General features: G+C 46.4%; 16 protein-coding genes and 1 riboswitch. Of the genes, 8 read left to right on the top strand and 8 right to left on the bottom strand.

All coding sequences use genetic code 11. The annotated features are described in order from the left end of the window. Positions 1-183 precede the first annotated feature (183 nt). The 5 genes from dapD to AACR11_RS10565 form a co-directional block, all read right to left on the bottom strand. Positions 184-1,215, bottom strand: coding sequence for a 2,3,4,5-tetrahydropyridine-2,6-dicarboxylate N-succinyltransferase (dapD, locus tag AACR11_RS10585; RefSeq protein WP_005391708.1), 1,032 nt, complete (start codon positions 1,213-1,215; stop codon positions 184-186). Between the two features lie 323 nt (positions 1,216-1,538). Further along, entirely contained in the window at positions 1,539-2,522 is a 984-nt protein-coding gene (locus AACR11_RS10580) for a GGGtGRT protein (protein ID WP_009698677.1), read from the bottom strand. A 23-nt stretch (positions 2,523-2,545) separates the two neighbouring features. Further along, the gene (locus AACR11_RS10575) at positions 2,546-3,238 is read right to left on the bottom strand and encodes an iron-sulfur cluster assembly scaffold protein (RefSeq protein ID WP_005386501.1); all 693 of its coding nucleotides are present in this window, start codon (positions 3,236-3,238) and stop codon (positions 2,546-2,548) included. A 260-nt stretch (positions 3,239-3,498) separates the two neighbouring features. Next, positions 3,499-3,574, bottom strand: a riboswitch (Fluoride riboswitch). A 155-nt stretch (positions 3,575-3,729) separates the two neighbouring features. Next, complete coding sequence (locus AACR11_RS10570) at positions 3,730-4,029, bottom strand: YebG family protein (protein ID WP_005380208.1); 300 nt, start codon at positions 4,027-4,029, stop codon at positions 3,730-3,732. Between the two features lie 159 nt (positions 4,030-4,188). Beyond that, complete coding sequence (locus tag AACR11_RS10565; protein ID WP_029790413.1) at positions 4,189-5,106, bottom strand: LysR substrate-binding domain-containing protein; 918 nt, start codon at positions 5,104-5,106, stop codon at positions 4,189-4,191. Positions 5,107-5,218: 112 nt separating this feature from the next. Between AACR11_RS10565 and AACR11_RS10560 the strand changes: the two genes are divergently transcribed. Then, a complete protein-coding gene (locus tag AACR11_RS10560) occupies positions 5,219-6,193 on the top strand; it encodes a TDT family transporter (RefSeq protein WP_005450908.1) in 975 nt (324 codons plus the stop codon). Positions 6,194-6,376: 183 nt separating this feature from the next. Here the strand turns inward: AACR11_RS10560 and AACR11_RS10555 are convergent, their stop codons facing one another. Beyond that, positions 6,377-8,200 (bottom strand): DUF3413 domain-containing protein, encoded by a 1,824-nt coding sequence (locus AACR11_RS10555; protein WP_029790414.1) that lies wholly within the window; start codon positions 8,198-8,200, stop codon positions 6,377-6,379. 359 nt (positions 8,201-8,559) lie between these two features. Here AACR11_RS10555 and recC point away from each other — a divergent pair, with 359 nt between their 5' ends. The 3 genes from recC (at position 8,560) to recD (ending at position 18,137) form a co-directional block, all read left to right on the top strand. After that, complete coding sequence (gene recC / locus AACR11_RS10550) at positions 8,560-12,033, top strand: exodeoxyribonuclease V subunit gamma (protein WP_029790415.1); 3,474 nt, start codon at positions 8,560-8,562, stop codon at positions 12,031-12,033. Positions 12,034-12,360: 327 nt separating this feature from the next. After that, positions 12,361-15,960 carry an exodeoxyribonuclease V subunit beta gene (gene recB, locus AACR11_RS10545; RefSeq protein WP_114145641.1) on the top strand — a complete coding sequence of 1,200 codons (3,600 nt, stop codon included), beginning with the start codon at positions 12,361-12,363 and terminating at the stop codon, positions 15,958-15,960. Then, a complete protein-coding gene (recD, locus tag AACR11_RS10540) occupies positions 15,960-18,137 on the top strand; it encodes an exodeoxyribonuclease V subunit alpha (RefSeq protein WP_029790417.1) in 2,178 nt (725 codons plus the stop codon). The genes recB and recD overlap by 1 nt, the downstream gene beginning before the upstream one ends. A gap of 33 nt (positions 18,138-18,170) precedes the next feature. On the opposite strand, the gene AACR11_RS10535 is transcribed toward recD, so the two are convergent. Continuing rightward, positions 18,171-18,356 (bottom strand): hypothetical protein, encoded by a 186-nt coding sequence (locus AACR11_RS10535; protein WP_005450921.1) that lies wholly within the window; start codon positions 18,354-18,356, stop codon positions 18,171-18,173. Positions 18,357-18,608: 252 nt separating this feature from the next. Next, positions 18,609-19,946 (bottom strand): amino-acid N-acetyltransferase, encoded by a 1,338-nt coding sequence (argA, locus tag AACR11_RS10530; protein WP_009698671.1) that lies wholly within the window; start codon positions 19,944-19,946, stop codon positions 18,609-18,611. Positions 19,947-20,110: 164 nt separating this feature from the next. Here argA and AACR11_RS10525 point away from each other — a divergent pair, with 164 nt between their 5' ends. From AACR11_RS10525 to csdE, 4 genes are all read left to right on the top strand, one after another. Then, on the top strand, positions 20,111-20,566 hold the full coding sequence (locus AACR11_RS10525) for a DUF2850 domain-containing protein (protein WP_005450924.1): 456 nt from the start codon (positions 20,111-20,113) through the stop codon (positions 20,564-20,566). 265 nt (positions 20,567-20,831) lie between these two features. Beyond that, entirely contained in the window at positions 20,832-21,938 is a 1,107-nt protein-coding gene (gene mltA / locus AACR11_RS10520) for a murein transglycosylase A (RefSeq protein ID WP_005450926.1), read from the top strand. Positions 21,939-22,040: 102 nt separating this feature from the next. Beyond that, a complete protein-coding gene (gene tcdA / locus AACR11_RS10515; protein WP_029790418.1) occupies positions 22,041-22,850 on the top strand; it encodes a tRNA cyclic N6-threonylcarbamoyladenosine(37) synthase TcdA in 810 nt (269 codons plus the stop codon). Between the two features lie 20 nt (positions 22,851-22,870). Continuing rightward, entirely contained in the window at positions 22,871-23,299 is a 429-nt protein-coding gene (gene csdE, locus AACR11_RS10510) for a cysteine desulfurase sulfur acceptor subunit CsdE (RefSeq protein WP_029790419.1), read from the top strand. The last annotated feature ends 36 nt before the right edge of the window (positions 23,300-23,335 follow it).

The raw sequence follows: 23,335 nt of genomic DNA, 5'->3' as shown, positions 1-23,335 counted from the left end.
TTTCAAGTTATTTGACGTGGGAATCGTGATAGTGACACGCTCCCAAAGGGCGAGTTGTCTTGGCTTTCATGCTTTGTTAACGAGCTTTGATTTAGATTGACTAGATCTTCAACTCGTTGCTGCGCCTGCAAGCCAAGTCAGCCTCGCTGAATCAAGTATCTCGAGGTTATTTGGGTATTCTTATTAGTTGTTTTTATGCAGTTCGCTGTTCAGTTCAACCGCGCTCTTGTTTGCAAGACACTCGATTTGACCTGTTACAGAGTTACGACGGAATAGTAGGTCAGAAACACCAGCAAGATCGCGTGCTTTTACTACTTCTACTTCTTGGCCTGCAGAATCTAGCATGCGCACTTTAGAGCCAGCGGTTACGTATAGACCTGATTCGATAGTACAACGGTCACCCATTGGGAAACCAAGACCTGCGTTTGCGCCTAGTAGCGAGTTTTCACCGATAGAAACCACAACTTTACCGCCGCCAGATAGCGTACCCATGATAGATGCGCCACCGCCGATGTCAGAACCGTTACCAACCACTACGCCAGCAGAGATACGACCTTCAACCATGCTCACGCCAGTTGTACCCGCGTTGAAGTTGATGAAGCCTTCGTGCATTACCGTTGTGCCTTCGCCAACGTGTGCGCCAAGACGTACGCGAGAAGTGTCAGCGATACGAACACCAGTTGGTACCACGTAGTCCACCATTTTAGGGAACTTGTCTACGCAATCTACGCTTAGTGCACGACCCGCTAGGCGAGCTTCGATTTGACGCTCTGCCAGTTCAGGTAGGTCGATTGGACCTTCGTTAGTCCATGCGATGTTGTGTAGTAGACCGAAGATACCGTCTAGTACCGTGCCGTGCGGTTGAACTAGGCGGTTAGAGATAAGTTGAAGTTTTAGGAAGCCTTCAGCAACGCTTTGTGGCTGTTCGTCAGTTGCAAGGATAACCAGTACAAGTGGTTGTGCTGATTCTGCTGCTTTTGCTGCGAAAGAAGCGTTTGCCGCATCGCCGTTTGCTTCAAATGCTGCTGCCAGTTCTGCGCTTTGTGCTGCAGAGATCTCGATAGCTTGGTTGCCTTGCTCGTAACCTGCTACTGCTGCTAGTGCGTTAACAAGCGCTTCGCTTGGGTTAAGAACTGGGTTTGGGAAAAACGCTTCGATGATTTTGCCGTCGCGATTTTTAGTTGCCGTACCAAAGGCTAGAGAGAAGAAAGCCATAGTTGATCTCCATGTGTTGAGTCTTGTGTCTCGTCTGTTCACTGACAAGAAATAATTAAGTTGTCAGTCATCATAAAGAGAGTGTTGGGGAGTTTAAAGAGGGGAAATGGAGAAAGTCTGTAGATGGATACCTTTTGTCTTTTTAGAGATATGTTTGTCTGATGAGAAATGTGTCGCAAAAGCCTTCTCAGACCGATTTGGGGTAAAGACAAAGTGAAGTTGGAAAAGGGGCATAGCAAAAAATAAGGGGAGGACCGAAGTCACTCCCCCTACACTGGGTTTGTTGGATTTAATCGCTTTGGATAGAAAGCGATTAAATCGGCTTAAAGGCTAAGTTCACCGACGGCTACGGCAAGTGCAACAGTTGCACCTACCATTGGATTGTTGCCCATACCGATGAAGCCCATCATCGCTACGTGTGCAGGTACTGAAGAGCTGCCCGCGAATTGTGCATCGGCGTGCATGCGACCCATGGTATCGGTCATACCGTAAGAGGCAGGACCTGCCGCCACGTTATCTGGGTGTAGAGTACGACCAGTACCACCGCCTGATGCCACAGAGAAGTAAGGCATGCCTTCACGGTTACGTTCTGCTTTGTAGATGCCTGCTACTGGGTGTTGGAAGCGAGTCGGGTTGGTTGAATTACCAGTGATGCTCACATCCACTTGTTCTTTATGCATGATAGCCACGCCTTCACGTACATCGTCTGCACCGTAGCAAAGGATCTCACCACGTGGACCTTGGGAGAAACGGCGACGTTCTACTTCCACTAACTCACCAGTTTGGTAGTTGTATTGAGTGCGTACGTAAGTGAAACCATTGATGCGTGAGATTAGGTAAGCGGCGTCTTTACCTAAACCATTCAGGATCACTTTCAACGGATTTTTGCGTGATTTGTTCACGTTCAATGCGATTTTGATTGCGCCTTCTGCCGCTGCGAATGACTCGTGACCGGCAAGGAAAGCGAAACAGCCACTTTCTTCATTCAATAGACGAGCCGCCAATGCACCGTGACCGATACCCACTTGGCGTTGCTCTGCCACGCTGCCGGGTTTAGTGCACGCCTGAAGACCTTCACCGATGATGTTTGCTGCTTCTTCTGCTGTTTTTGCTCCGCGGAAAATCGCCAAAGCGGTGCCCAGTGTGTAGGCATCTGCCGCGCTTTCAAACGCGATAGGTTGAGTGTCCATCACTAGTGCTTTAGGGTCGATACCACGATCCATACAGTATTGGTAAGCCTCTTCCAGAGAAGAAAGTTGCATTTCGTCTAATGTGCGACGTACAGATTCAGTAATTGGAGTGTTCATAATCTCTTTCCTCTTGGTGGCAATTATTGTTGGCGTGGGTTAATGGTCGTTACGGCTTCGTCAAAACGACCGTAAGTACCCGTTGCTTTGTCTGCTGCTTCTGCTGCAGATACGCCTTCGTTGATGGCTTTCATCATCTTGCCTAGGTTGAGATATTGGTAACCAATCACTTCTTTGTTTTCGTCTAGCGCGAGTTTGGTTACATAGCCTTCAGCTAACTCCATGTAACGCACGCCTTTTGCTTTGGTTGAGTAGCTTGTACCCACTTGGCTGCGTTGAGTTTGACCAAGATCTTCCAGTGCCGCGCCAATTTCCAAGCCGCCTTCAGAGAAAGCAGATTGAGTACGACCGTAAACAAATTGAAGGAAGATTTCGCGCATCGCGACGTTGATAGCATCACACACTAAGTCAGTGTTGAGTGCTTCAAGAATGGTTTTACCGGTTAGGATTTCTGCGGCCATCGCTGCAGATTGAGTCATGCCTGAACAGCCGATCGTTTCGATCAAAGCTTCTTCGATGATGCCGTTTTTGACGTTAAGGGTCAGTTTTGCTGCACCTTGTTGAGGAGCACAAGCACCAACGCCGTGGCTAAGACCGGAAATCGCGATAACGTCTTTTGGATTGATCATTGCGCCTTCAACAGGGATCGGTGCAGAAGCATGAAGATCGCCGCGTTGAATCGGGCACATTGATTGGATTTCGTGTGAGTATTGCATAATGTTTTCCCAGTGTACGATATCCAGCATATTGGTCAGACTCAACGGCGTTGACTGCTCTTATTCTCTCCATCAAATAGAAAAACTATGTTCAGGAGGCTTACGCGTTTGTCGCCTTGTTGAGTTAACAACTATTTGGGATATCTTTTTAATTTTTGAGAAAACAGGAGCGGGGTTGGAGAAGAGTTGAATTGCTCACTACAGAACTCTTACTTTTACACTAGAGGCAAAAGTACTTCCAACAGGGCTTACCTGTTCTCGTTTCTGTAGGAGTCATCAGCTTTAAAAGCGGTTTGAATCTTTCGATTCCGGTGGTACCCCATCACCGTGCCCATTTAGATTAGATCTAAGTCACACTAATCTGCAACATGAAATTTAGAGCAATTTGGGATATTAAATCGGTTCTTTATATTCTCAGAGATATATGGCGACAAACGGAAGGCATAAAAAAACGCCGCATGGTGCGACGTTTTTTTTAACAAATGAGAGGCTTACGCAGCGTCTTCTTGTTCGCTATCTTCTTCAACAGCTTCAAGCTTCTTTGCTTTTTTTGGCGCAGGCTTACGTTTTGCACCCAAAGCGTAAAGTACTTCTTCTTTGTTTTGCGCAAGGAACATTGCAAGATCTTCTTGCTTACCTTCGTCTTCTAGAAGTTCACTTTTACCTAGCAGTGAGAATAACTCGTCTGCCATATCCAGCATTTTGTCGTATGCGTCAGCTTCCGCTTTAGAGGTAAAAGTCATTTTCTCTTCTCCATTGCGTTCTACCACGTACTTGACGATTACAGCCATGGTTGGTCCTCTAACTTGATGAATTTATACTGGCTTTTTATACAGTTTTTGACCAATTAAGTCTAGCGACAAGCCTCAGAATGAGAGCCGGGTACAACTAACTGACCAGCATTTGAGCTATCTACCTTGGATTCTCTACCTTGAACTATCCACCTCGAACTAGTCACCTTTAAGGTGCGGGTTCTCTGGGCGTTCCCAATTTTGGCAAAATTCAATAAACGTGCGCAGAAGTGGGTTTTGATACTTCTCTTTGTGGATCAAAAGCCAGAAGCGGCGCTTCATATCTAAAGGCATGTTGAGCATCTTCACTCGACCATCGCGAATTGCAGGTTCTGCGGATAAGCGCGACAAACAACCTAAACCAAGCCCAGCAGATACCGAATTGATCAGCGCTTCAGTGGTGTTGAGCTGAAAAGCCTCATGCCAATGCTCTAAACGCGGAGCGATAACGCGCATAAAAAACTCTCGAGAACCAGAACCAGCTTCACGCAGAATCCACTCGGTGTCTTCGAGTTCATTTAGGCTGATAGGCCCTTCGTCATAGTTAGGGTAATCAGGTGGACAAATCACACACATTTCATCTTCGCTGAATTGCGTTGATTCTAGCTCTGGGTGTATGGTCTTGCCCTCAATGAGCGCGATGTCGAGTTCGTAAGCGATCAACATGTCACAAATCTGGGCAGAGTTGGAGATGAACAAACTCTGTGATTGGTGATTCGTTTCATTACGAAAATCACTTAACAGGTAAGGCGCAACTTGGTTGCCGATGGTGTCACTGGCACCGATGCGTAGCAGCCCCGATAAGGTTTGGTCGCCATCGAACACACTCTCAATATCCCGAGCTCGGTTGAGGAGTTCATCCGCGAGGGGCAAAAGTTTTTGTCCTTCTTGGTTGAGAATTAAGCGGTTGTTCACCCGGTCAAATAGGTGATGTCCGATTTGTTTCTCTAACTCAGACAGCGCCATACTTACCGCTGCTTTCGAAAGAAACAGGCTTTCTGAAGCCGCTGTCAGCGTTTTGTGCTGAGTGATCGTAGTAAAAACTTTCAGTTGTTTAAGAGAGATATGACTAGGCATGATATTCCGTTAAGTAAATCTGAACGTTAGTTTTAAATAATTAGATATATTGGAACGAAGTGCAAGAGTAATATACACCCCATAGAAAGTTAGCCTAGATTTTGAGGTCGTAATGATTCAAAGAACAAAAGCAAAAGTAATGGGAGCACCAACCCCAATGGCGGGTCTGGCTCTTGGTATTGCGAGCTTGGGTTGGAGTTGGGAAAACTTCGCCGAATTACATGGCTATGGACAGTGGATTAGCGCAGGTATTGCAAGTGTATTGCTAGCAATCTTGGCGGTTAAATTTCTTTTTCACAATCACTTGTTAAGACAAGATCTTGCGCACCCTGTGGTGGGTAGTGTCGTTCCAACTTTCGCAATGGGAACTATGGTGGTTTCAAACTCACTAGGGCATTTCTTCTCTGTTGCAGGTGACGTGCTTTGGTTAGTGGCGGTAGCTTTACATATCGTGTTCCTTGTGAGCTTTTTGTACCACCGCGCGAAAGATTTCGAACTACACCACATGGTGCCAAGCTGGTTCGTACCGCCAGTGGGTATTATCGTTGCAGACGTGTCTTTCTCTGGTAACCCAGTGCTTGCACCAATTGCACATGGTGCATTGATCTTCGGTATGGTGGCTTACGCTGTGATGCTGCCAATGATGATCTACCGTTTCATGTTCACTCATGAAATTCCAGATGCAGCAAAACCAACAATGGCAATCATGGCGGCACCAGCAAGCCTATCGTTGGCCGGTTACCTAACTGTAACAGCGACGCCTTCACCAGTGATTATTGCTCTATTGTTTGGTATCGCGGTATTGATGACAGCCATCATCTACTTAGCTTTCTTTAAACTGCTAAGACTGCCATTTAGCCCTGGCTATGCAGCGTTTACCTTCCCAATGGTGATTGGTGCGACAGCTCTGTTCAAAACAGCAAATTGGATGGAAGCAAATGGTCTAGCAGCGCACTATGTACAACAAGTTCGTGGTCTAGCAGGCATCGAATTAATTGTGGCAACGATTGTGGTGACTTACGTAGGTTTGCAATACATCAATAACTTGCTCATTCAACCACGCTTGATGACCACACATCACGCATAAAGCTGAAGTTTTACTCGTAAAGCAAAGTCTTTTGGTCTCTCTCGCCAAGAGGCTTTTTTTATATTGGTAGACTAGGTTATACGTCGACGAATAGATTCTATGTTGACGAGTAGATAAAAAAGCCACCCGAATAGGGTGGCAGGAAAGTTCGACACAATACTAATTCATCAAACTAGGGACTGGTTATCCCTTGTTGTAAAAGCGCGACATTTCATCCAACGATTGTTGGATGGCGTTCACTGGTACTTGGTGTTCGTTATCAACTTTCAATTGGTTATTGAGTTGCTGAGAGTGCCCACCAGGGTTTACCACTAACATAGTTTCTTTACCTACCAGCGCATAGTTGTAATAGCTTCCAGCGATGAACCAATCTCGCGGAACGCAATTGTCAAACAAGTCTCGTCCTACACTGTAAGATTGGGTTTCCCCTTTAACGTCGAATAGCTCGTTCATTAGGGTTGGCACGATATCAAAGTGCGTTGTGCGGTAATTAATTTGTTCCGGCTGATGATCTGGCAGATAAACGTACAGCGGCACGTGTACTTGAGTATCACTGTAGTTACCCGTATGACCCCAGTAGTTCATTTTATGATCGTTAAATTCCTCCCCATGATCGGAGGTAATCACGACAATGGTGTTCTCCAGATCAACGTTTTTCAGAACTTTTTCGATCAAACTATCAATGAAATATAACGAGTTCTTATAGCGGTTGTGGTAAAGCGAGGCGTCAAAATCGTTATCGAGCAGAATATGATCGACGCGCTCCCAGTAAGGTTTGAATTTGGCAAATTCCGGTTCTGGGAAACTGGTGCCGTGGGCAGAGTCATAAAACAAGAAGCTAAAGTATGGTTTGTCGCTATCCTGCTTTTGAAACTGAATAAACTCATCGGTGATCTGTTGATCTCGTTCGATTTGTGTTTCGCCAGTCTGCTTTAACGTAAGATCTTTCACCTTCTTAAAGACAGTGCGAGACAAAGGTGGGCTGGTTAATGGTGCGGAGCCAAAAATGCCCATTCGATAGCCTTGGTTTTGCAATGTATCCATGAATACAGGCGATTTCTGACTCGCATAAAAGCTGTTCCAATACGTTGCTGGTAAGCTGTAGAACAGGCTGAAAATGCCCGCTTGAGTAGAGTTACCACCGCTCATGTGTTGAGAGAAGTTGACCGTTTTTTCGGTGAACTTGCTGACATTTGGCATGATGTCAGGTGTTGCATCGCTGTAGCGCCACGCATCAACCAGTATGAAAAGGACATTAGGTTGTTTATCTTTACGTTCGACTCTAATAGGCGCCAATGGGTAATTGAGTGAACTGCTTTCAATATTCTTGAGTTCTACTCGGTTTTGAGATGCGATGCTTTGGTCAACTAAACCGTGACGGTAGATAAATTGGCGTGCAGTGAGTGGATAATACAGTGGCCAGTTATTTGAAAATTGGCTGACTTCATCATCGTAGAGCGCATTTTTATAAGCGTGGATCATCTGGCTACTTAGCAGCAAAGTAAACCAAATGCTGAGCAGGATAAACTTCCCCCGGCTCTGAACAAGTTTGTGACTAAGCCAAACGGTACATGCGAGACCAATGATAAGCAGTGCAATGTCGCTAACAAAGATCAACCAGCTCATCCAAGAGATTTCAAATACGTCACGACCTCCTTCAAAGAACATACGGATCAATAGACCATTGATGTGCAGTTTGTATTGCTGGAAAACGAGGATATCGACTTTCAGCATGATCAAGATTGCGATTGCAATGGCGATCACAACGACTTTGAACATGCGTGTCGGCAGAAAGGACAGCAATAAACAACCTAACATCATTGGCATAGCAATCAATCCCAGCCAGCCTAGTTGTGTCGCGACTAAGTAGTACTTTTGCAGAAATGTGAGCGGTTCTGCTTGGCTATTTGACAGCAAAAATGGGTAACAAGCGATCGACAGATAAAGAGCAAAGCAGGCAAAAAAAGCCATCAGCCAAGCACTATTAGAAGAAAGTTTGCGTAACATACTTTGATATTCCAGTATTTCTCGCCCATTTAATTGAACTTAGAGTGGATATCCACCGAAGAGAGGAGCAATTTCGCCTCCAATTGTTGGTTTCAAACCAATATTCAATATGATGGGTATTGTTATAAAAATCTGTGATGATTATAAAACAGTGTTTTTTATCATGAAATACTTGTGACTGATGTCACGCTTTGTATTTGCGTGTAAGACGTTGCTTACAAATGTCAGTTGTTGGTTATTTGAGCACAGTTTGAGTGTTCTCTAACCTTTTGTTATTTAAGCTATCGAGATCGCTCTAGGAATAAATGCGGCTGTGCTAAGCTTGCTAGCAGTTTCCATTGGCATTCGGTGCACTTACTTTGTTTACTGTCTATCACTCCAATCAGGTCGATGTTCTCAAATCACTTCTTGTTGAACTGATTCGCATCAACCCATTAGAAAACCCATTCGAAAAAGAGCAAATTCTGGTGCAGAGCCCGGGTATGTCTCAGTGGTTAAAAATGGAATTGGCGAAAGAGTTTGGTGTTGCGGCAAACCTAGAGTTTCCGCTGCCAGCGACCTTTATCTGGGAAATGTTTACCCAAGTATTGGCTGATGTGCCAAAGCGCAGTGCCTTCAACAAAGAGGCCATGACGTGGAAGCTGATGCATTTGCTTCCGGGTTTGTTGAACGAAGCGTCATTCGAACCTTTGGCACGTTATCTTCAAGACGACAGTGACAACTCCAAGCTGTATCAATTAGCAGAGAAAATTGCCGATATCTTTGATGGCTATTTGGTGTACCGCCCAGAGTGGATTGCAAGCTGGGAAGCAGGAGAAACGGTGCCTGAACTTGAAGACGAGCATCCATGGCAGCCGATTTTGTGGCAAGCATTGTACGACCACACGGTTACTCTTGGGCAATCGCCTTATCATCGTGCCAATTTGTACGAACACTTCATTGATACGCTAGAAAACTTCAACGGCAATTTTGATCATCTGCCGAAGCGTCTGTTTGTGTTTGGTATCTCTTCACTGCCACCACGTTACATGGATGCGCTAAAAGCCATTGGTGAACATATTGATGTCCATCTAATGTTTACTAACCCCTGCCGTTATTATTGGGGTGAAGTACGCGACCGTAAATTCCTAGCTCGCTTAGCAGCAAAACATCGTCAGCACGTGGTGTGGCAAGAAGACCATTCTGAAGTGCAAGGTGAGACTGAGCAGTTAAAAGGTTCACTAGAAGAAAACGTGGTGGATGAGCTGCATACCGATGTGGTGGGTAACAGTTTGTTGGCTTCGATGGGCAAACTTGGGCGCGATAACATGTATCTGTTGTCGCAGCTTGAATCCCATGAGATAGAAGCTTTTGTTGATGTTGAGCGCGACAGTCTGCTCCATCAACTTCAAGCTGACATTCTTAATTTAGAAGAGCACCAAGACGACGAGCAAATCGACAGCAGTCAGCACAAACAAGTGGTGAGTTTGGGTGATAAATCTCTGAGCTTGCACTCTTGCCACAGTCCAATGCGAGAAGTGGAAGTGCTACACGATCAGCTTTTGGCAATGTTCGATGCTGACCCAACACTGAAACCGCGCGATATTATTGTCATGGTGGCAGACATCAATGCCTACAGCCCTGCGATTCAGGCGGTATTCGGCAATGCGCCGGGTGAACGATTCATTCCTTACTCGATTTCAGACCGAACGGCCGATCAAGAAAGCCCAATTTTGGCGGCTTTCATGCAACTTGTTAATTTACCGAATACACGTTGTTTGGCTTCTGAATTACTTGAGTTGTTAGAAACGCCGGCGATTTTGAAGCGATTCGACTTAAGCGAAGATGATTTCCTTCAAGCCAAACAATGGGTGGAAGAATCCGGCATTCGCTGGGGGCTAGATAGCCATACGGGCAGCGAATTTGAACTGCCAGAAACACGCCAAAATACATGGCAATTTGGTATTCAGCGTATGTTATTAGGCTACGCGATGCCAGAATCTGCCGGTTTGTTTGAAGCGCAAGAGGGTAGCCTCTCGCCATACAATGAAGTGCAAGGCATGGGCGCAGAACTTGCTGGTAAGTTAGCCCACTTTATTCAACAAATTAGCCAATATCGCCGCAAACTTTCCCATGTTCAGTCGATTGATGCATGGCGTGAAGCTTTGGTGGCAATGTTGGATGACTTCTTCTCTGTTGAGCTAGAAGGGGAAATGGCACTTAAGTCGATTCGAGATACCTTGAGCCAACTGAAAGAACAGCTAACCGATGCGGCATTTGATGATGCCTTGTCGCCATCTATTGTTAGCCAGTATCTACAAAACAAGCTGTCAGGAACACGGGTCAGCCAGCGCTTCCTTGCTGGACAAGTGAACTTCTGTACACTGATGCCGATGCGCTCGATCCCATTTAGAACCGTATGTTTACTCGGTATGAACGATGGTGTTTACCCGCGCTCAATGCCACCAGAAGGTTTTGACCTAATGACAGGGCGCACTAAACCGGGCGACCGTTCACGCCGAGACGATGACCGTTACCTATTCTTAGAAGCCGTGCTGTCTGCACAGCAAAGTTTGTACATCAGTTATGTTGGACGTTCTATCCAAGACAACACTGAGCGCGTGCCGTCTGTGTTGGTGTCGGAGTTGATGGAATATTGCCATCAGAACTACTGCCTAGATGGCGATCAAGACCAGCCTGTCGATGACTCCGGAGATAAACTACTCAACGAGTTAGTGAACGTACATGCCATGGTGCCATTCAGCCCAAGCGCATTCCAAGGTTCTCATTCAAGCTATGCTAAAGAGTGGATTCCAGCTGCGTTGACCCAAAGCAATCAATCGCAAGGTCATGCGCGTGGCGAGTTTAACCGCGCATTGGATGATTACTTGCTTGGCGCAACCTTCCCAATCGAATTGGATTTGGTGGAATTACAACGCTTCTGGCGTTTGCCTGTGCAGTATTTCTTTAACCGTCGTTTGAAAGTGATGTTCGAGCCACCATTGCCCGTGATGGAAGATGATGAACCCTTCGTATTAGGCGGCTTAGAAAGCTATCAGATGCGCGATGAGTTACTAGAAACCTTGCTCGAAACCGCCATTACTCAACCGTCCGCAAAAGCAGACGTACTCAAGCACTTTATGAGTGAGCAACGCGCGCAGGGCAAATTACCGGTTGGCGCATTTGGTGATATCGAGTTTGAAACCAACCGCGTGCAAGCGGAAGAGCTGGTGGATAAGTTGGCGTTCTTATCCGGTGCTCCGCAAGACGATTTAGAAATCGACCTTACCTTCGATGTGCTTGGTGAAGGAAAAAACATCCGCCTAACCGGTTGGCTAACTCAATGCTATCAATCTGGGTTGATTCGCTACCGCAGCGGTAAAATTCGTGCGCAGGATTACCTTGCTGCATGGATTGATCATCTTGCTATGTCTGCCTCTGGTCAGGCTAGAAAGACCCACGTTATCGGTTATGACCGCAAGGAAGGCGCGGTGCATTTAGTTTACCCTGCAATGGCAGACGCTGAGCAAGCGAGACAATTTCTTGCTGAATTAGTACGTCTGTTTTTTGAAGGCATGACTAAGCCATTGCCATATTTCCCGAAAACAGCACTGGCGTGTGTCGAGGCGGGCTTTAGTCGTGACCACTGGGCTGATGACGAAGAGAAATCGCTGAAGAAAATGGCGGACGCATTCAATGATGGGTACATGAGCCCAGGCGAAGGAAACAATGCGTATATTTCGCGTATTTGGTCTGCTTGGAATGATGAGCTTGCAGCAGAAGTTCGCACACTGACTGCATTGGTTCTTCAAGGCGCAAGATTGGCAGCACAAGATGCTGATGATGAAAAGTAAGTTGGAATGATTAAGGATGAAAAGGAGTAGGGTGGCCGCCAGAAAATCATTATTTTTTGTAGGGCGTTCGCTGTACGGCCACAAGGTCAGAGGGACCATGATTCGTTTGAGTGTAGCCGCCTGAATGGCTTGGCTTATCTCGTGAGGCGCATACTAACGGTACTCCGTAATGATAACCGTGAGTGAGATCCCACAAAGGTTTAAATATTCCAACCTATTAGACTCATTAATAAAATTTTTAACGATAGATCACATTATAGGGTTTGTTGATCTTTAGATGCGAAACGCCTTTGAAGATCCACATGTCCTTGTTGAATACTTGGAGAGATTCAGCGTTATGGCGCAAATGTCAGTTCCAACTCCACTGCAAACACGGGTAAAACCTTTACCATCGCAGGTTTGTATCTGCGACTCTTACTAGGGCATGGCACTGCCGATACGAAACATCGCGTGCCGTTGACTGTGGATCAAATTCTGGTAGTGACTTTTACCGAAGCCGCAACTGCAGAGTTACGTGATCGTATTCGTGCGCGTATTCACGACGCGAGGATCGCATTCGCTCGCGGACAAAGCTCAGATCCTGTGATTCAACCTTTGCTGGAAGAAGTCGAGGATCATAAGCAAGCCGCTGAGATCCTATTGCAAGCAGAGCGCCAAATGGATGAAGCCGCGGTTTACACCATTCACGGTTTCTGCCAACGCATGCTGACGCAAAACGCATTTGAATCTGGTAGTCGTTTCAATAATGAGTTTGTGACAGACGAAAGCCATCTTAAAGCGCAAGTGGTTGCCGATTACTGGCGTCGTAACTTCTATCCTCTGCCATTCGCTTTGGCAGGAGAAGTGCGTCAACTATGGGGCTCGCCATCGGATCTACTGTATGACATCAGTAACTACCTCACGGGCGCGCCGCTAAGTCTCTCTGTTCCTGCAATGCAAGGTAGCCTTGCCGATTTGCATGAGCAAAACTTAAAGCAAATTGATGCTTTGAAAGCCCAATGGTGTGATAGCCAAGAGGATTTCCTCGCACTGATTTCTGATTCCGACGTCAACAAACGCAGCTACACCAAAAAGTCTTTACCGACGTGGTTAGAAGCGGTCAACGCATGGGCTGCGACAGAAACCACGGGTTATGACTATCCAGATAAGCTGGAGAAGTTCGCGCAGAATGTGTTGTTTGAGAAAACCCCGAAAGGCACTGCGCCACAGCACCCGGTGTTTGAGGCAATAGAAGCCTTCCTTGCCAACCCAATCAGTTTAAAAGCGCCGCTATTGGCTCATGCGATTGAGCATTGTCGCGTGATGCTGGCAAAAGCAAAAAATCAGAAGCAATGGTTATCATTCGATGACTTGCTGACTCAGCTTTCTGCCTCGATTGATACCGATGAAACCGCACTACTGACAGAGCGCATTCGCACGCTTTATCCGGTTGCGATGATCGATGAATTCCAAGATACCGACCCACTGCAATACAGCATTTTCAGCCGCATTTATTTAGATAATCCTGAGTGCGGTTTGTTTATGATCGGTGACCCGAAGCAGGCGATTTACGGCTTCCGTGGGGCGGATATCTTCACTTACATTAAGGCTCGTAACCAAGTTAGTGCTCACTACACGCTTGGCACCAACTGGCGCTCAAGTGCCGATATGGTATTGGCTGTGAACCAGATTTTTGCTCTGCCAGATAGCCCGTTTATTTACGACTCCGACATTCCATTCCATTCTGTGGATTACAGCCCAAGTGCCGACAAACGCGTTTGGACCATGGGTGGTCAAAAACAGCCTGCACTGACTTATTGGCTGCAAGAAGCGGAAGATAAACCTCTGCCAAAAGGTGAATACCTCACAACTATGGCAGAGGCGACAGCGAGCCAAATTCAAACCATTTTGACCTCCGCGCAACAAGGTCAAGCGTGTCTGGTCAATGGCGAAAAGCAGAAGCCAGTTAAAGCGGGCGACATTGCAGTATTGGTGCGAACGGGTAGCGAAGGTCGCATGGTCAAGCAGGCGTTAGCAGACCAAGGCATTGCTAGTGTGTATTTGTCCAACCGCGATAGCGTGTTTACCAGTTCCGTCGCACAAGACTTACAGCGTTTGCTGCACGCGGTGTTAACGCCAGAAAATGACAGAGCATTGCGTGCCAGCCTAGCATCAGAATTGTTCGCTCTAGATGCAGCCAGCTTAGACGCCCTCAACAACGATGAAACCGTGTGGGAAAACGCGGTTAACGAGTTCAAAGAATACCGTAAGCTTTGGGTGCAACGTGGTGTGCTACCTATGCTGCGAGCAGTGATCAGTAAGCGTCATATTGCTGAGCGTTTGCTAGAAGAAGGGGCGAGCTCGCAAAGTGAGAACGGTGAGCGAGTACTTACCGATCTGATGCACATTGGTGAACTATTGCAGCAAGCGAGCAACGAATTAGACAGCGACCACGGTTTGCTGCGTTGGTTAGCGCAATCCATCAGCGATGCAGAACATGGGCTAGGTGGCAGTGATGACCAAATTCAGCGTCTGGAATCAGAGCGTAACTTGGTGCAAATCGTCACCATTCACAAATCTAAAGGTCTGGAATATGACTTGGTCTTCTTGCCATTTGTGTTTGGTTACCGAGAAGCAAGTGAAGCCAAATACTACGACGCAGAGAACGATCGCACCGTACTCGATATCACTGGCAATGATGCGTCGTTAAAACAAGCAGATAAAGAGCGCCTTGCTGAAGACTTGCGTCTTATATACGTAGCGCTAACGCGAGCCGTGTATGCCTGCTTTATTGGCGCTTCGCCGCTGCGCAATGGTCGCTCAACCAAAGAGCCAACCGGCGTGCATCACAGTGCGATTGGTTACTTGGTGCAAAATGGTCAAGAGGGCGGCATCAACGACCTGTTTGTTGGGTTGAAGAAGCAACAAGAGAATCTCGATAACGTGGTGATTTGTGATCCTCCAAAGCAACATGACGAGATGTATGTTGCGGAGAAAACCGAGTTAGAAGCGTTGACAGCTAAAGAGCTGCAAAACCCAATTGATAGAAACTGGCGAATCACCAGTTACTCGGGCTTGGTTAAACAAGGTTCTCATCATGCTGAGCATGACGCGACGATTGAAATTACCGGCTTTGATATCGATTCTTCAGAAGAGCAAGATGAGGCGGAATTGGTTGAGCCAGAACGCTCTATCTTCAACTTCCCGCGTGGCGCACGTCCGGGTACTTTTCTGCACAGCTTATTTGAGGAAATTGAGTTTACTCAGCCCGCGACAACGGAAGAGAACACCCAAATCATCCTCGGCTTGATGGAAAGTGAACAGCTTGATGAAGAGTGGCTGCCAATCCTGCAACAGTTGATTGATACCGTGCTGGCAACGCCTTTGGATAGCAAAGCACTACTGCTCAATCAAAAAGGTCCGGCGCAACGTTTGGTTGAGATGGAATTCTTATTACCGATTGAAGTGTTGTCTGCACCTGCATTGAACCGCGTGATTCAACGTCATGATCCGCTGTCTGCCAAAGCGGGCGATTTGGGTTTCCAAACCGTGCAAGGCATGTTGAAAGGCTTTATTGACTTGGTGTTTGAGCACCAAGGCAAATACTACGTCCTCGACTGGAAATCGAACCACTTAGGTGATGATGTATTCCATTACCATGGCGATGCGTTGAAGTCGGCGATGGCGGATCATCGCTACGATCTGCAATACCAAATCTACGCTTTGGCGCTGCATCGTTTCTTACGCAGCAGATTGCCAAATTATGATTATGAACAGCACTTTGGCGGCGTTTATTACCTGTTCTTGCGTGGTATGGATGGGCAAAGTGATCATGGTGTTTTTTCTGCCAAGCCAACCTTTGAATTTTTACAAGAGATGGATCATTTGATTGATGGTCAAGCACCTGACACGCGATCCAGCGAATCGGGTCAGATGGAGTTAATTTGATGAAAACCAATGATCTTCTTTCTGAGCAAAACAGCCCTGTGGCAACACGAGATCTAGCGGCAACACCAGATCTATTGGCAACGTTAGAATCGCTAGCAAATAAAGGGGCGATTCGCCAATTGGATTTCCAGTTCGCGCGCTTTATCTATTCGCAAGTTGAGCAACAAGTGAACAGCCAAGAACTGGCATTTATTGCTGGCGTGGTCAGCAGTGAGTTGGGGAAAGGACACATCTGTTTGCCTCTGTTTGATAGCCAAGGGCAACCAGCGGACCTTGCCAGTAAGCTTGGTCTGTTTGGTGAATCTGCGTTAGCGCTTAATACTCAGCTGCAAGGCGTTAATTGGGTTGAGCTTCTACAAGCGTCGCCTTTGGTTGGCACTCAAGGTGAAGCTTTGCCAATGATGTTTGATGGCGAGCGTCTCTACTTGCATCGTTACTGGCACTATGAAGTGACGTTGGCGGACAAACTTAATCAACTCAGTGCGGCTGTAAACCTACAACCTCAAGAGTTCACACGTTTGTCTGAGTTGCTACATCACTTGTTTGCTCGTCAGTACCACTTTCTGTTCAATGCATTAGCCAAGGCGGTAGAGGCAGGAACCAGCAACCAGGTGCTACGCCAGCAATTAGTCTGTGACCATTTGGATGTGGTCACTGTAGACAGTCTTGATTGGTCAGCCATTGATGCGGCAGTCTGCCAAGCGAAACAAGTTCACGATCTACAAGTGCTGGACAAGCTTGTACCATTATCGGCTTGTGTTAACTGGCAGAAGGTCGCTGCAGCGGTAGCACTGACGCGTCGTTTTGCGGTGATTTCCGGTGGTCCGGGTACGGGTAAAACCACTACGGTAACCAAACTGCTTGCCGCATTGATTGAGCAAGCAGGACAAGAGAAAAACCTCACCATCAAGCTGGTGGCGCCAACAGGTAAAGCGGCAGCGCGTTTGACGGAATCTATTGGTAAAGCGATTCAAGAGTTGCCAGTGGAGCCTGAGCTTAAAGCGAAGATTCCAACCGAATCGAGCACTTTGCATCGCCTGTTGGGCGCGATCCCGAACAGTGCAGAGTTTCGTCACAACAAACAAAATCCGCTGCACCTCGATATTTTAGTGGTGGATGAAGCCTCCATGGTCGATCTGCCGATGATGTACAAAGTCGTCGATGCGCTGCCAAAGCATGCGCGTTTGATTCTACTGGGAGATAAAGACCAGTTAGCATCGGTAGAGGCAGGAGCGGTGCTAGGTGATATCTGTTCGTTCCACGCATTTGGCTTCGGCAAAGAGCAGGCGTCTGCAGTCGCGAAGTTAACAGGCTTTGACACCTTGGCGTACAGCACCAACAGTAATGCTTCGATTGCCGATAGTTTGTGTATGCTGCAAAAGAGTTACCGATTCGATGCCCGTTCTGGTATCGGTCAGCTAGCGAAAGCGGTCAATGCAGGCTCAGCCGCAAAAGTAGACGACGTGTGGAATCGTGATTTTGCTGATATCGAGCATTTCGCACTGAGCAGTCAAAACTACAATCAGATGATGCAGACTTTGGTTGCCGAATATGGTCGTTATTTAAAACGCATCGGACAGCAAGAGATTGACCAGAAGACTGGGGAGCCAGAAACGCTGACCCACAAAGCCAAAGCCGTGTTGGATACCTTTAATCAATGCCGATTATTGTGTGCCATCCGTGAAGGTGATTTTGGTGTGACCGGTTTAAACCAGCGTATCGAAAAAGCACTCGCGGCACGTAAGTTGATTCAAACCCAAGATGAACTTTGGTATCACGGCAGGCCTGTAATGGTCACGCGTAACGATCATGGTTTAGGGTTGTATAACGGTGACATCGGCATTTGTATGCGAGATGACAGCGAAGGTGAATCGCGTCTTAAAGTGTTCTTCGAATTGCCGGATGGTAGCGTGAAGTCGGTACTACCAAGCCGAGTCCCTGAGCACGAAACCGCATATGCGATGACCATTCATAAATCACAGGGCAGTGAGTTTGAGTACACGCTAATGATTTTGCCGCCAGATTTCAGCCCAATCCTCACTCGTGAGCTGATCTACACAGGAATTACTCGCGCGAAGAAACGCCTTGCGATGTACGCTGAGATGAATGTCCTCAAGCGTGGTATTAAGGTGAAAACTACCCGATCGAGTGGGTTAGTATCTCGCTTGTCTAGTTAAAACAAAAAGACCGAGCACCATGCTCGGTCTTTTTTAATTTTGTGTAAACGCATTGGTAAATGACACGCTGCGAATTTTGTACTGCTGCTGATAAGCCAAGATAAAATCTCTGATGGCATCATTGACGGGGAACACGCAATGGACATCAAGCCCTTCCAAAAACTGGTTGTCTGCCATATCCCAAAAGCTTTGAAGCGAATTGCAAATAATGGTTCTCATAACAGTGCTCATCTTATTCATTTTAAGAGTAACAGCTGTCCTTGATGTATCGTGCTGAGTTGTCAAAGCTCTCAGCACTTTAGGGTGAAGAACGTTCACCTAGATCCATACTGTTGTTTGATTAAAACTCAATCAAACATTGAACAGAGTATAACCAACAGTATGTATATTGAAAAGGTTAAATTGCGACCAGTATCAATGTAATGCTTTGCATAATAAGATATGTAGTTTTCGTGCCCTTGCTCGTTGTTTCTACAGATCTAAAGCTAAGATTTTTGACTTGCGCTGGAAGTTATACAAACCTTGCTTTGCTCCTGGTAGGTAATCGACGCCTACTTCATAAAAACCTTGTTCTCTGAACCAATGTAAGCTGTGCGTAGTGAGCACAAAGATTTGGTTGATGTCGTCAGACTTAGAGCGATGCTTCATATAATTCAGCAATAACAATCCTCGATTGCCATCGCGATAGTCTTGATGGATGGCGACACACGCCATTTCTGCTTTGCGTTCTTCGACATAGGGATACAAGGCGGCGCATCCGATAATCAGACCGTCTTTTTCGATAATAGTAAATTTACCAATTTCTTGCTCCAATTGTTCTCGGGAACGTCTCACCAACACGCCTTGTTCTTCCAAAGGTCGAATCAATTCTAAGATACCACCGATATCATCAATATTGGCTCCGCGCACTTGCTCTGCACTTGCCATGACGACTTGTGTACCGATACCATCAAAAGAGAACAATTCTTGGATAAGTGCGCCATCTACCTTGTAACTGATAAGGTGGCTTCGAGGTACTCCAGCTCGGCAAGCTGCAATCGAACCGTTAAGAAAACGTAGAGTTCCAGAGTGGTAATCGCTGTCTGGGGATGTATTTTCAGTGAGCTTTTTAATGACATGTTCGGCTTCGATAGGGAATAATTCCGCCACCGCATTGCCATTGTCATCAATGACCCCTTGTTCTGAACAGAACCCAATCAATTTATCTGCTCCCAACTTGATCGCAAGTTGAGTCGCCACTTCCTCAGAAAGCAGATTAAAACATTCACCAGTTACTGAGCTGGCAATAGGACCGAGTAACACAATCGAACCTTGATCGAGTGTACGGTGAATAGCATCGGTATCGATTCGACGGATACGACCGCTATGGCAATAGTCGACGCCATCATCAACACCAAGAGGTTGAGCGATGACAAAGTTACCGCTTACAACGTTGAGTTGCGTGCCTGCCATTGGTGTGTTGTTAAGGCTCATAGATAAGCGTGCGGTAATGGCTAGCTGAAGTTGTCCCGCTGCTTGCATAACTACCGAAAGTGCGGCTTCGTCGGTGATCCTGATATTCTTATGATATGGCGTAGTAAGGTCTTGTTTTTCCAGCAGTTGATTGATCTGTGGTCTAGCGCCATAGACGATGACGACTTTGATGCCAAGGCTGTGCATCAATGCAATGTCATTGATAATGTTGCCAAAGTTCTTATCAGCAACCGCTTCGCCACCTAACATCAGCACCATGGTTTTTCCACGGTGTGCGTTTACATAGGGCGTGGATTGACGGAATCCTTTAACCAGAGCAGTACTACGAATTTTCACTACAGCCATTCCTTGTGTTTATTTATGCTCTAATATTGTCTTTTTATTCAATTGTTGGCAAGGCAATTTTTTGGAATAGAGTCCAAACATCGAGAGTATGATACTTGGTTCTGTTTGGGCTAAGAGGGTACAATGCTCCGGTCTAGTTTAATTACGTGAGCCTCATGTCTTCAGTTGTAAATAAGAATGCTGCGATCACTGCTCAAACCGAGCAAAATTCATCAACCAAATCGACATTACGCAAGTGGACAGAGCGTTCTCTGATGTTAACTGCGCTTGTTGGGACAATTGCCGTTCTTTTGATGTACGGCGACTTAATTACGCGCTATGTAAATCCGCCGATTCCTAAATCTACCGTTTATGGCAAGTGGGTGGAGCAAGATGTTGCACCTTATGCCCGCGAAGAGTTCATCCTGAGTGAACGAGGGGTGATGGTTCGTGGCTCCACGGTCGCTACTGACTTTGAGTTCGATGGTGATAGCTTGTCTTATAAAGTGGGTTCAACTGTTCGCACTTTTGAGTTTGTCGGGCAGCACTATGCCGAGATGAAATTAGATGCGAATGCCCATTATCTGCCCGTTTTTCATTTAGAAGGACACTCTAACTTAGCGGTTCGATAACCCACTCTTTTAAAGCGCGATTCGTTGCATGATGGCAGGGCGTCGCGTTTTGTCACATCTTTATGTTCTTGCGACTTTTCACAAACATTTTCCGGACAATCGTTTGATTCCATTGCTGTTATTATTCTCAACCCAGTTTAAATGGATAAATTGACAGCAAACAGAGCATTTGCCTTAGCGCTGATACACTTTGTCGCAGCTTTTCAATTGCGTCGTGTGCATTTGTTTGCCATCCTTTTGCTATCTTCTTTTATGGAAAAAACACGTGCTTAAAAAACTCCTTCCTATCGTCTCTTTAGCTTTGCTATTTGGTTGTGCCGCCGATCAAAACGATCGCGCTCAACAATATTTAGATGGCGAGTTTCCAAACATCCTAAATAAAACGGATGTGGTGGAATCAAACAAACCGCAAGACTTTACTGAATTCAATAAGCAAGCAGAGCAGGTGGTGATTAACTCTCCTTCAATGGCAAAAATGTACCAACCGTTGTATGAAAAATTGAGCGAGTGGGCATTGCAAAGTGGCGATACGACAGCTTTGAGTGCATATGGCATTCAGGCTGCGCAACTTGGTGGTGGGGATAAAAAGGGCAACGTGTTGTTCACTGGATATTTCTCTCCGGTGATGGAATTACGCCATGAGCCAAATGAAAAGTTTAAATACCCAGTGTATGGCAAGCCGACGTGTAGCTCAGATTGTCCGACTCGTGCCGAAATCTACAACGGTGCACTAGAAGGGCAAGGGCTTGAGTTGGGTTACGCGCCAAATATGATCGACCCATTTATGATGGAAGTGCAGGGCAGCGGTTTTGTTCATTTTGAAGATGATGACACGTTGGAATATTTTGCTTATGCAGGCAAGAACAACAAAGCCTATGTGAGCATTGGTCGAATTTTGATTGAACGTGGAGAAGTACCACGTGAAAAGATGTCATTAAAAGCAATCAAAGAGTGGGTAATGGCAAACGATGAAGCAACGGTTCGTGAGTTGCTTGAGCAAAATCCGTCTTATGTCTTCTTCGCGCCACAAGCGGATGCGCCGGTAACGGGTTCTGCAGGTATCCCTCTATTACCAATGGCATCGGTGGCGGGCGATCGCTCGATTCTTCCTATGGGCACGCCAATTTTGGCAGAAGTACCGTTACTTAATAAAGACGGTACATGGAGTGGTGCGCACCAACTCCGCCTTCTTATTGTGCTGGACACTGGCGGAGCGGTAAAACAAAACCATCTCGACTTGTACCATGGTATGGGGCCACGTGCAGGTACCGAAGCGGGTCATTACAAGCACTTTGGTCGAGTATGGAAGTTGGGTTTGGAAAACACACCAACGCAAGCGCCTTGGGCTTTACCACCAGAGAAGTTACAATAAGCGCCTAGTGAGAGGAATCACCTCTCATCATCTAGACATTTCCTCAAAGAGTGCGTATAAATCGCACTCTTTGTTTTTCTATCGATCATCTGGAACTTCAATATGCGTGAACTCGATACTCCGGCATCTGACAGCTACAACCAACGTTTTGGTGGCACTCGTCGTCTCTACGGCAACAGCGAAGTAGAAATTCTTCGTGCTGCACACGTGTGTGTGATTGGTATTGGCGGTGTTGGTTCATGGGCGGTAGAAGCGCTGGCACGTACTGGTATTGGTGAGTTGACGCTTATCGATATGGATGACGTGTGTGTGACTAACATTAACCGTCAAATTCATGCGATGACTGGCACGGTTGGTCAAAGCAAAATTGAAGTAATGGCAGAGCGCGTTAAGCTGATTAACCCTGAGTGTAAGGTCAATCTGATTGACGATTTCATCACGCCAGATAACCAGCACGAGTACTTGAGCAAAGAGTTCGATTACGTGTTGGATGCGATCGATAGTGTAAAAGCAAAAGCGTCGCTATTGGCTTACTGCCGTAGTAACAAGATTAAAGTGATCACAACCGGCGGTGCTGGTGGTCAAATAGATCCAACCCAAATCATGGTGGCAGATCTGACCAAGACAATCCAAGATCCACTGGCTAAGAAGATCAAAGACACATTGCGTCGTCATCATAACTTCCCGAAAAATCCAGCACGTAAGTTTGGTATCGATTGTGTGTTCTCTACCGAGCAATTGAAGTACCCACAAGCCGATGGTTCAGTATGTGGCGTGAAATCGACAGCAGAAGGTCCAAAACGTATGGACTGTGCGAGTGGTTTTGGCGCAGCGACGGTTGTAACAGCAACGTTTGGTTTTGTTGCGGTATCTCGTATCGTTGAAAAGCTGATCCAAAAGCATAGGAAGTAATTCAGAGAAGAGAGCGCATCATGACTGATTTTCCTGTTTCGCCGTTTGGCACTAACATTACCAGTGAAGACATCGCTGCAACCATGCAGCAATTTAAAGGTTGGGAAGACCGTTACCGTCAGGTAATTCAATGGGGTAAAAAGTTGCCTCAAATGCCTGAAGAGCTTAAATCAGAGCAAGTTACGGTATCTGGCTGTGAAAGCCTAGTATGGCTGGTGAGCAAAGAGCAAGACGGTGTTTGGCACTTCTGTGCTGATTCTGATGCGCGTATTGTACGTGGTTTGATTGCCTTGGTGATGGCGGCTTACGACGGTAAAACGGCAGAGCAAATTCAAGCGTTTGATATTGATGCTTACTTTGAAAAACTCGGTTTAATTGCTCACCTAAGCCCATCGCGTGGTAATGGTTTGAAAGCGATTGTTGAGCAGATCAAAACACAGGCTCAGTAGTTGGCGTTAGTTAAAATCGCGCAAAGAACAAAACAA

Source organism: Vibrio sp. L85, assembly GCF_963871815.1.
Lineage (GTDB): Bacteria > Pseudomonadota > Gammaproteobacteria > Enterobacterales > Vibrionaceae > Vibrio > Vibrio harveyi.
This window is presented reverse-complemented; position numbering and strand designations above follow the sequence as displayed.

Bases quoted from the DNA above. Each gene is read 5' to 3' on its own strand.
- dapD (WP_005391708.1), bottom strand. From the start codon at position 1,215: ATGGCTTTCTTCTCTCTAGCCTTTGGTACGGCAACTAAAAATCGCGAC.
- AACR11_RS10580 (WP_009698677.1), bottom strand. From the start codon at position 2,522: ATGAACACTCCAATTACTGAATCTGTACGTCGCACATTAGACGAAATG.
- AACR11_RS10575 (WP_005386501.1), bottom strand. From the start codon at position 3,238: ATGCAATACTCACACGAAATCCAATCAATGTGCCCGATTCAACGCGGC.
- AACR11_RS10570 (WP_005380208.1), bottom strand. From the start codon at position 4,029: ATGGCTGTAATCGTCAAGTACGTGGTAGAACGCAATGGAGAAGAGAAA.
- AACR11_RS10565 (WP_029790413.1), bottom strand. From the start codon at position 5,106: ATGCCTAGTCATATCTCTCTTAAACAACTGAAAGTTTTTACTACGATC.
- AACR11_RS10560 (WP_005450908.1), top strand. From the start codon at position 5,219: ATGATTCAAAGAACAAAAGCAAAAGTAATGGGAGCACCAACCCCAATG.
- AACR11_RS10555 (WP_029790414.1), bottom strand. From the start codon at position 8,200: ATGTTACGCAAACTTTCTTCTAATAGTGCTTGGCTGATGGCTTTTTTT.
- recD (WP_029790417.1), top strand. From the start codon at position 15,960: ATGAAAACCAATGATCTTCTTTCTGAGCAAAACAGCCCTGTGGCAACA.
- AACR11_RS10535 (WP_005450921.1), bottom strand. From the start codon at position 18,356: ATGAGAACCATTATTTGCAATTCGCTTCAAAGCTTTTGGGATATGGCA.
- AACR11_RS10525 (WP_005450924.1), top strand. From the start codon at position 20,111: ATGTCTTCAGTTGTAAATAAGAATGCTGCGATCACTGCTCAAACCGAG.
- tcdA (WP_029790418.1), top strand. From the start codon at position 22,041: ATGCGTGAACTCGATACTCCGGCATCTGACAGCTACAACCAACGTTTT.
- csdE (WP_029790419.1), top strand. From the start codon at position 22,871: ATGACTGATTTTCCTGTTTCGCCGTTTGGCACTAACATTACCAGTGAA.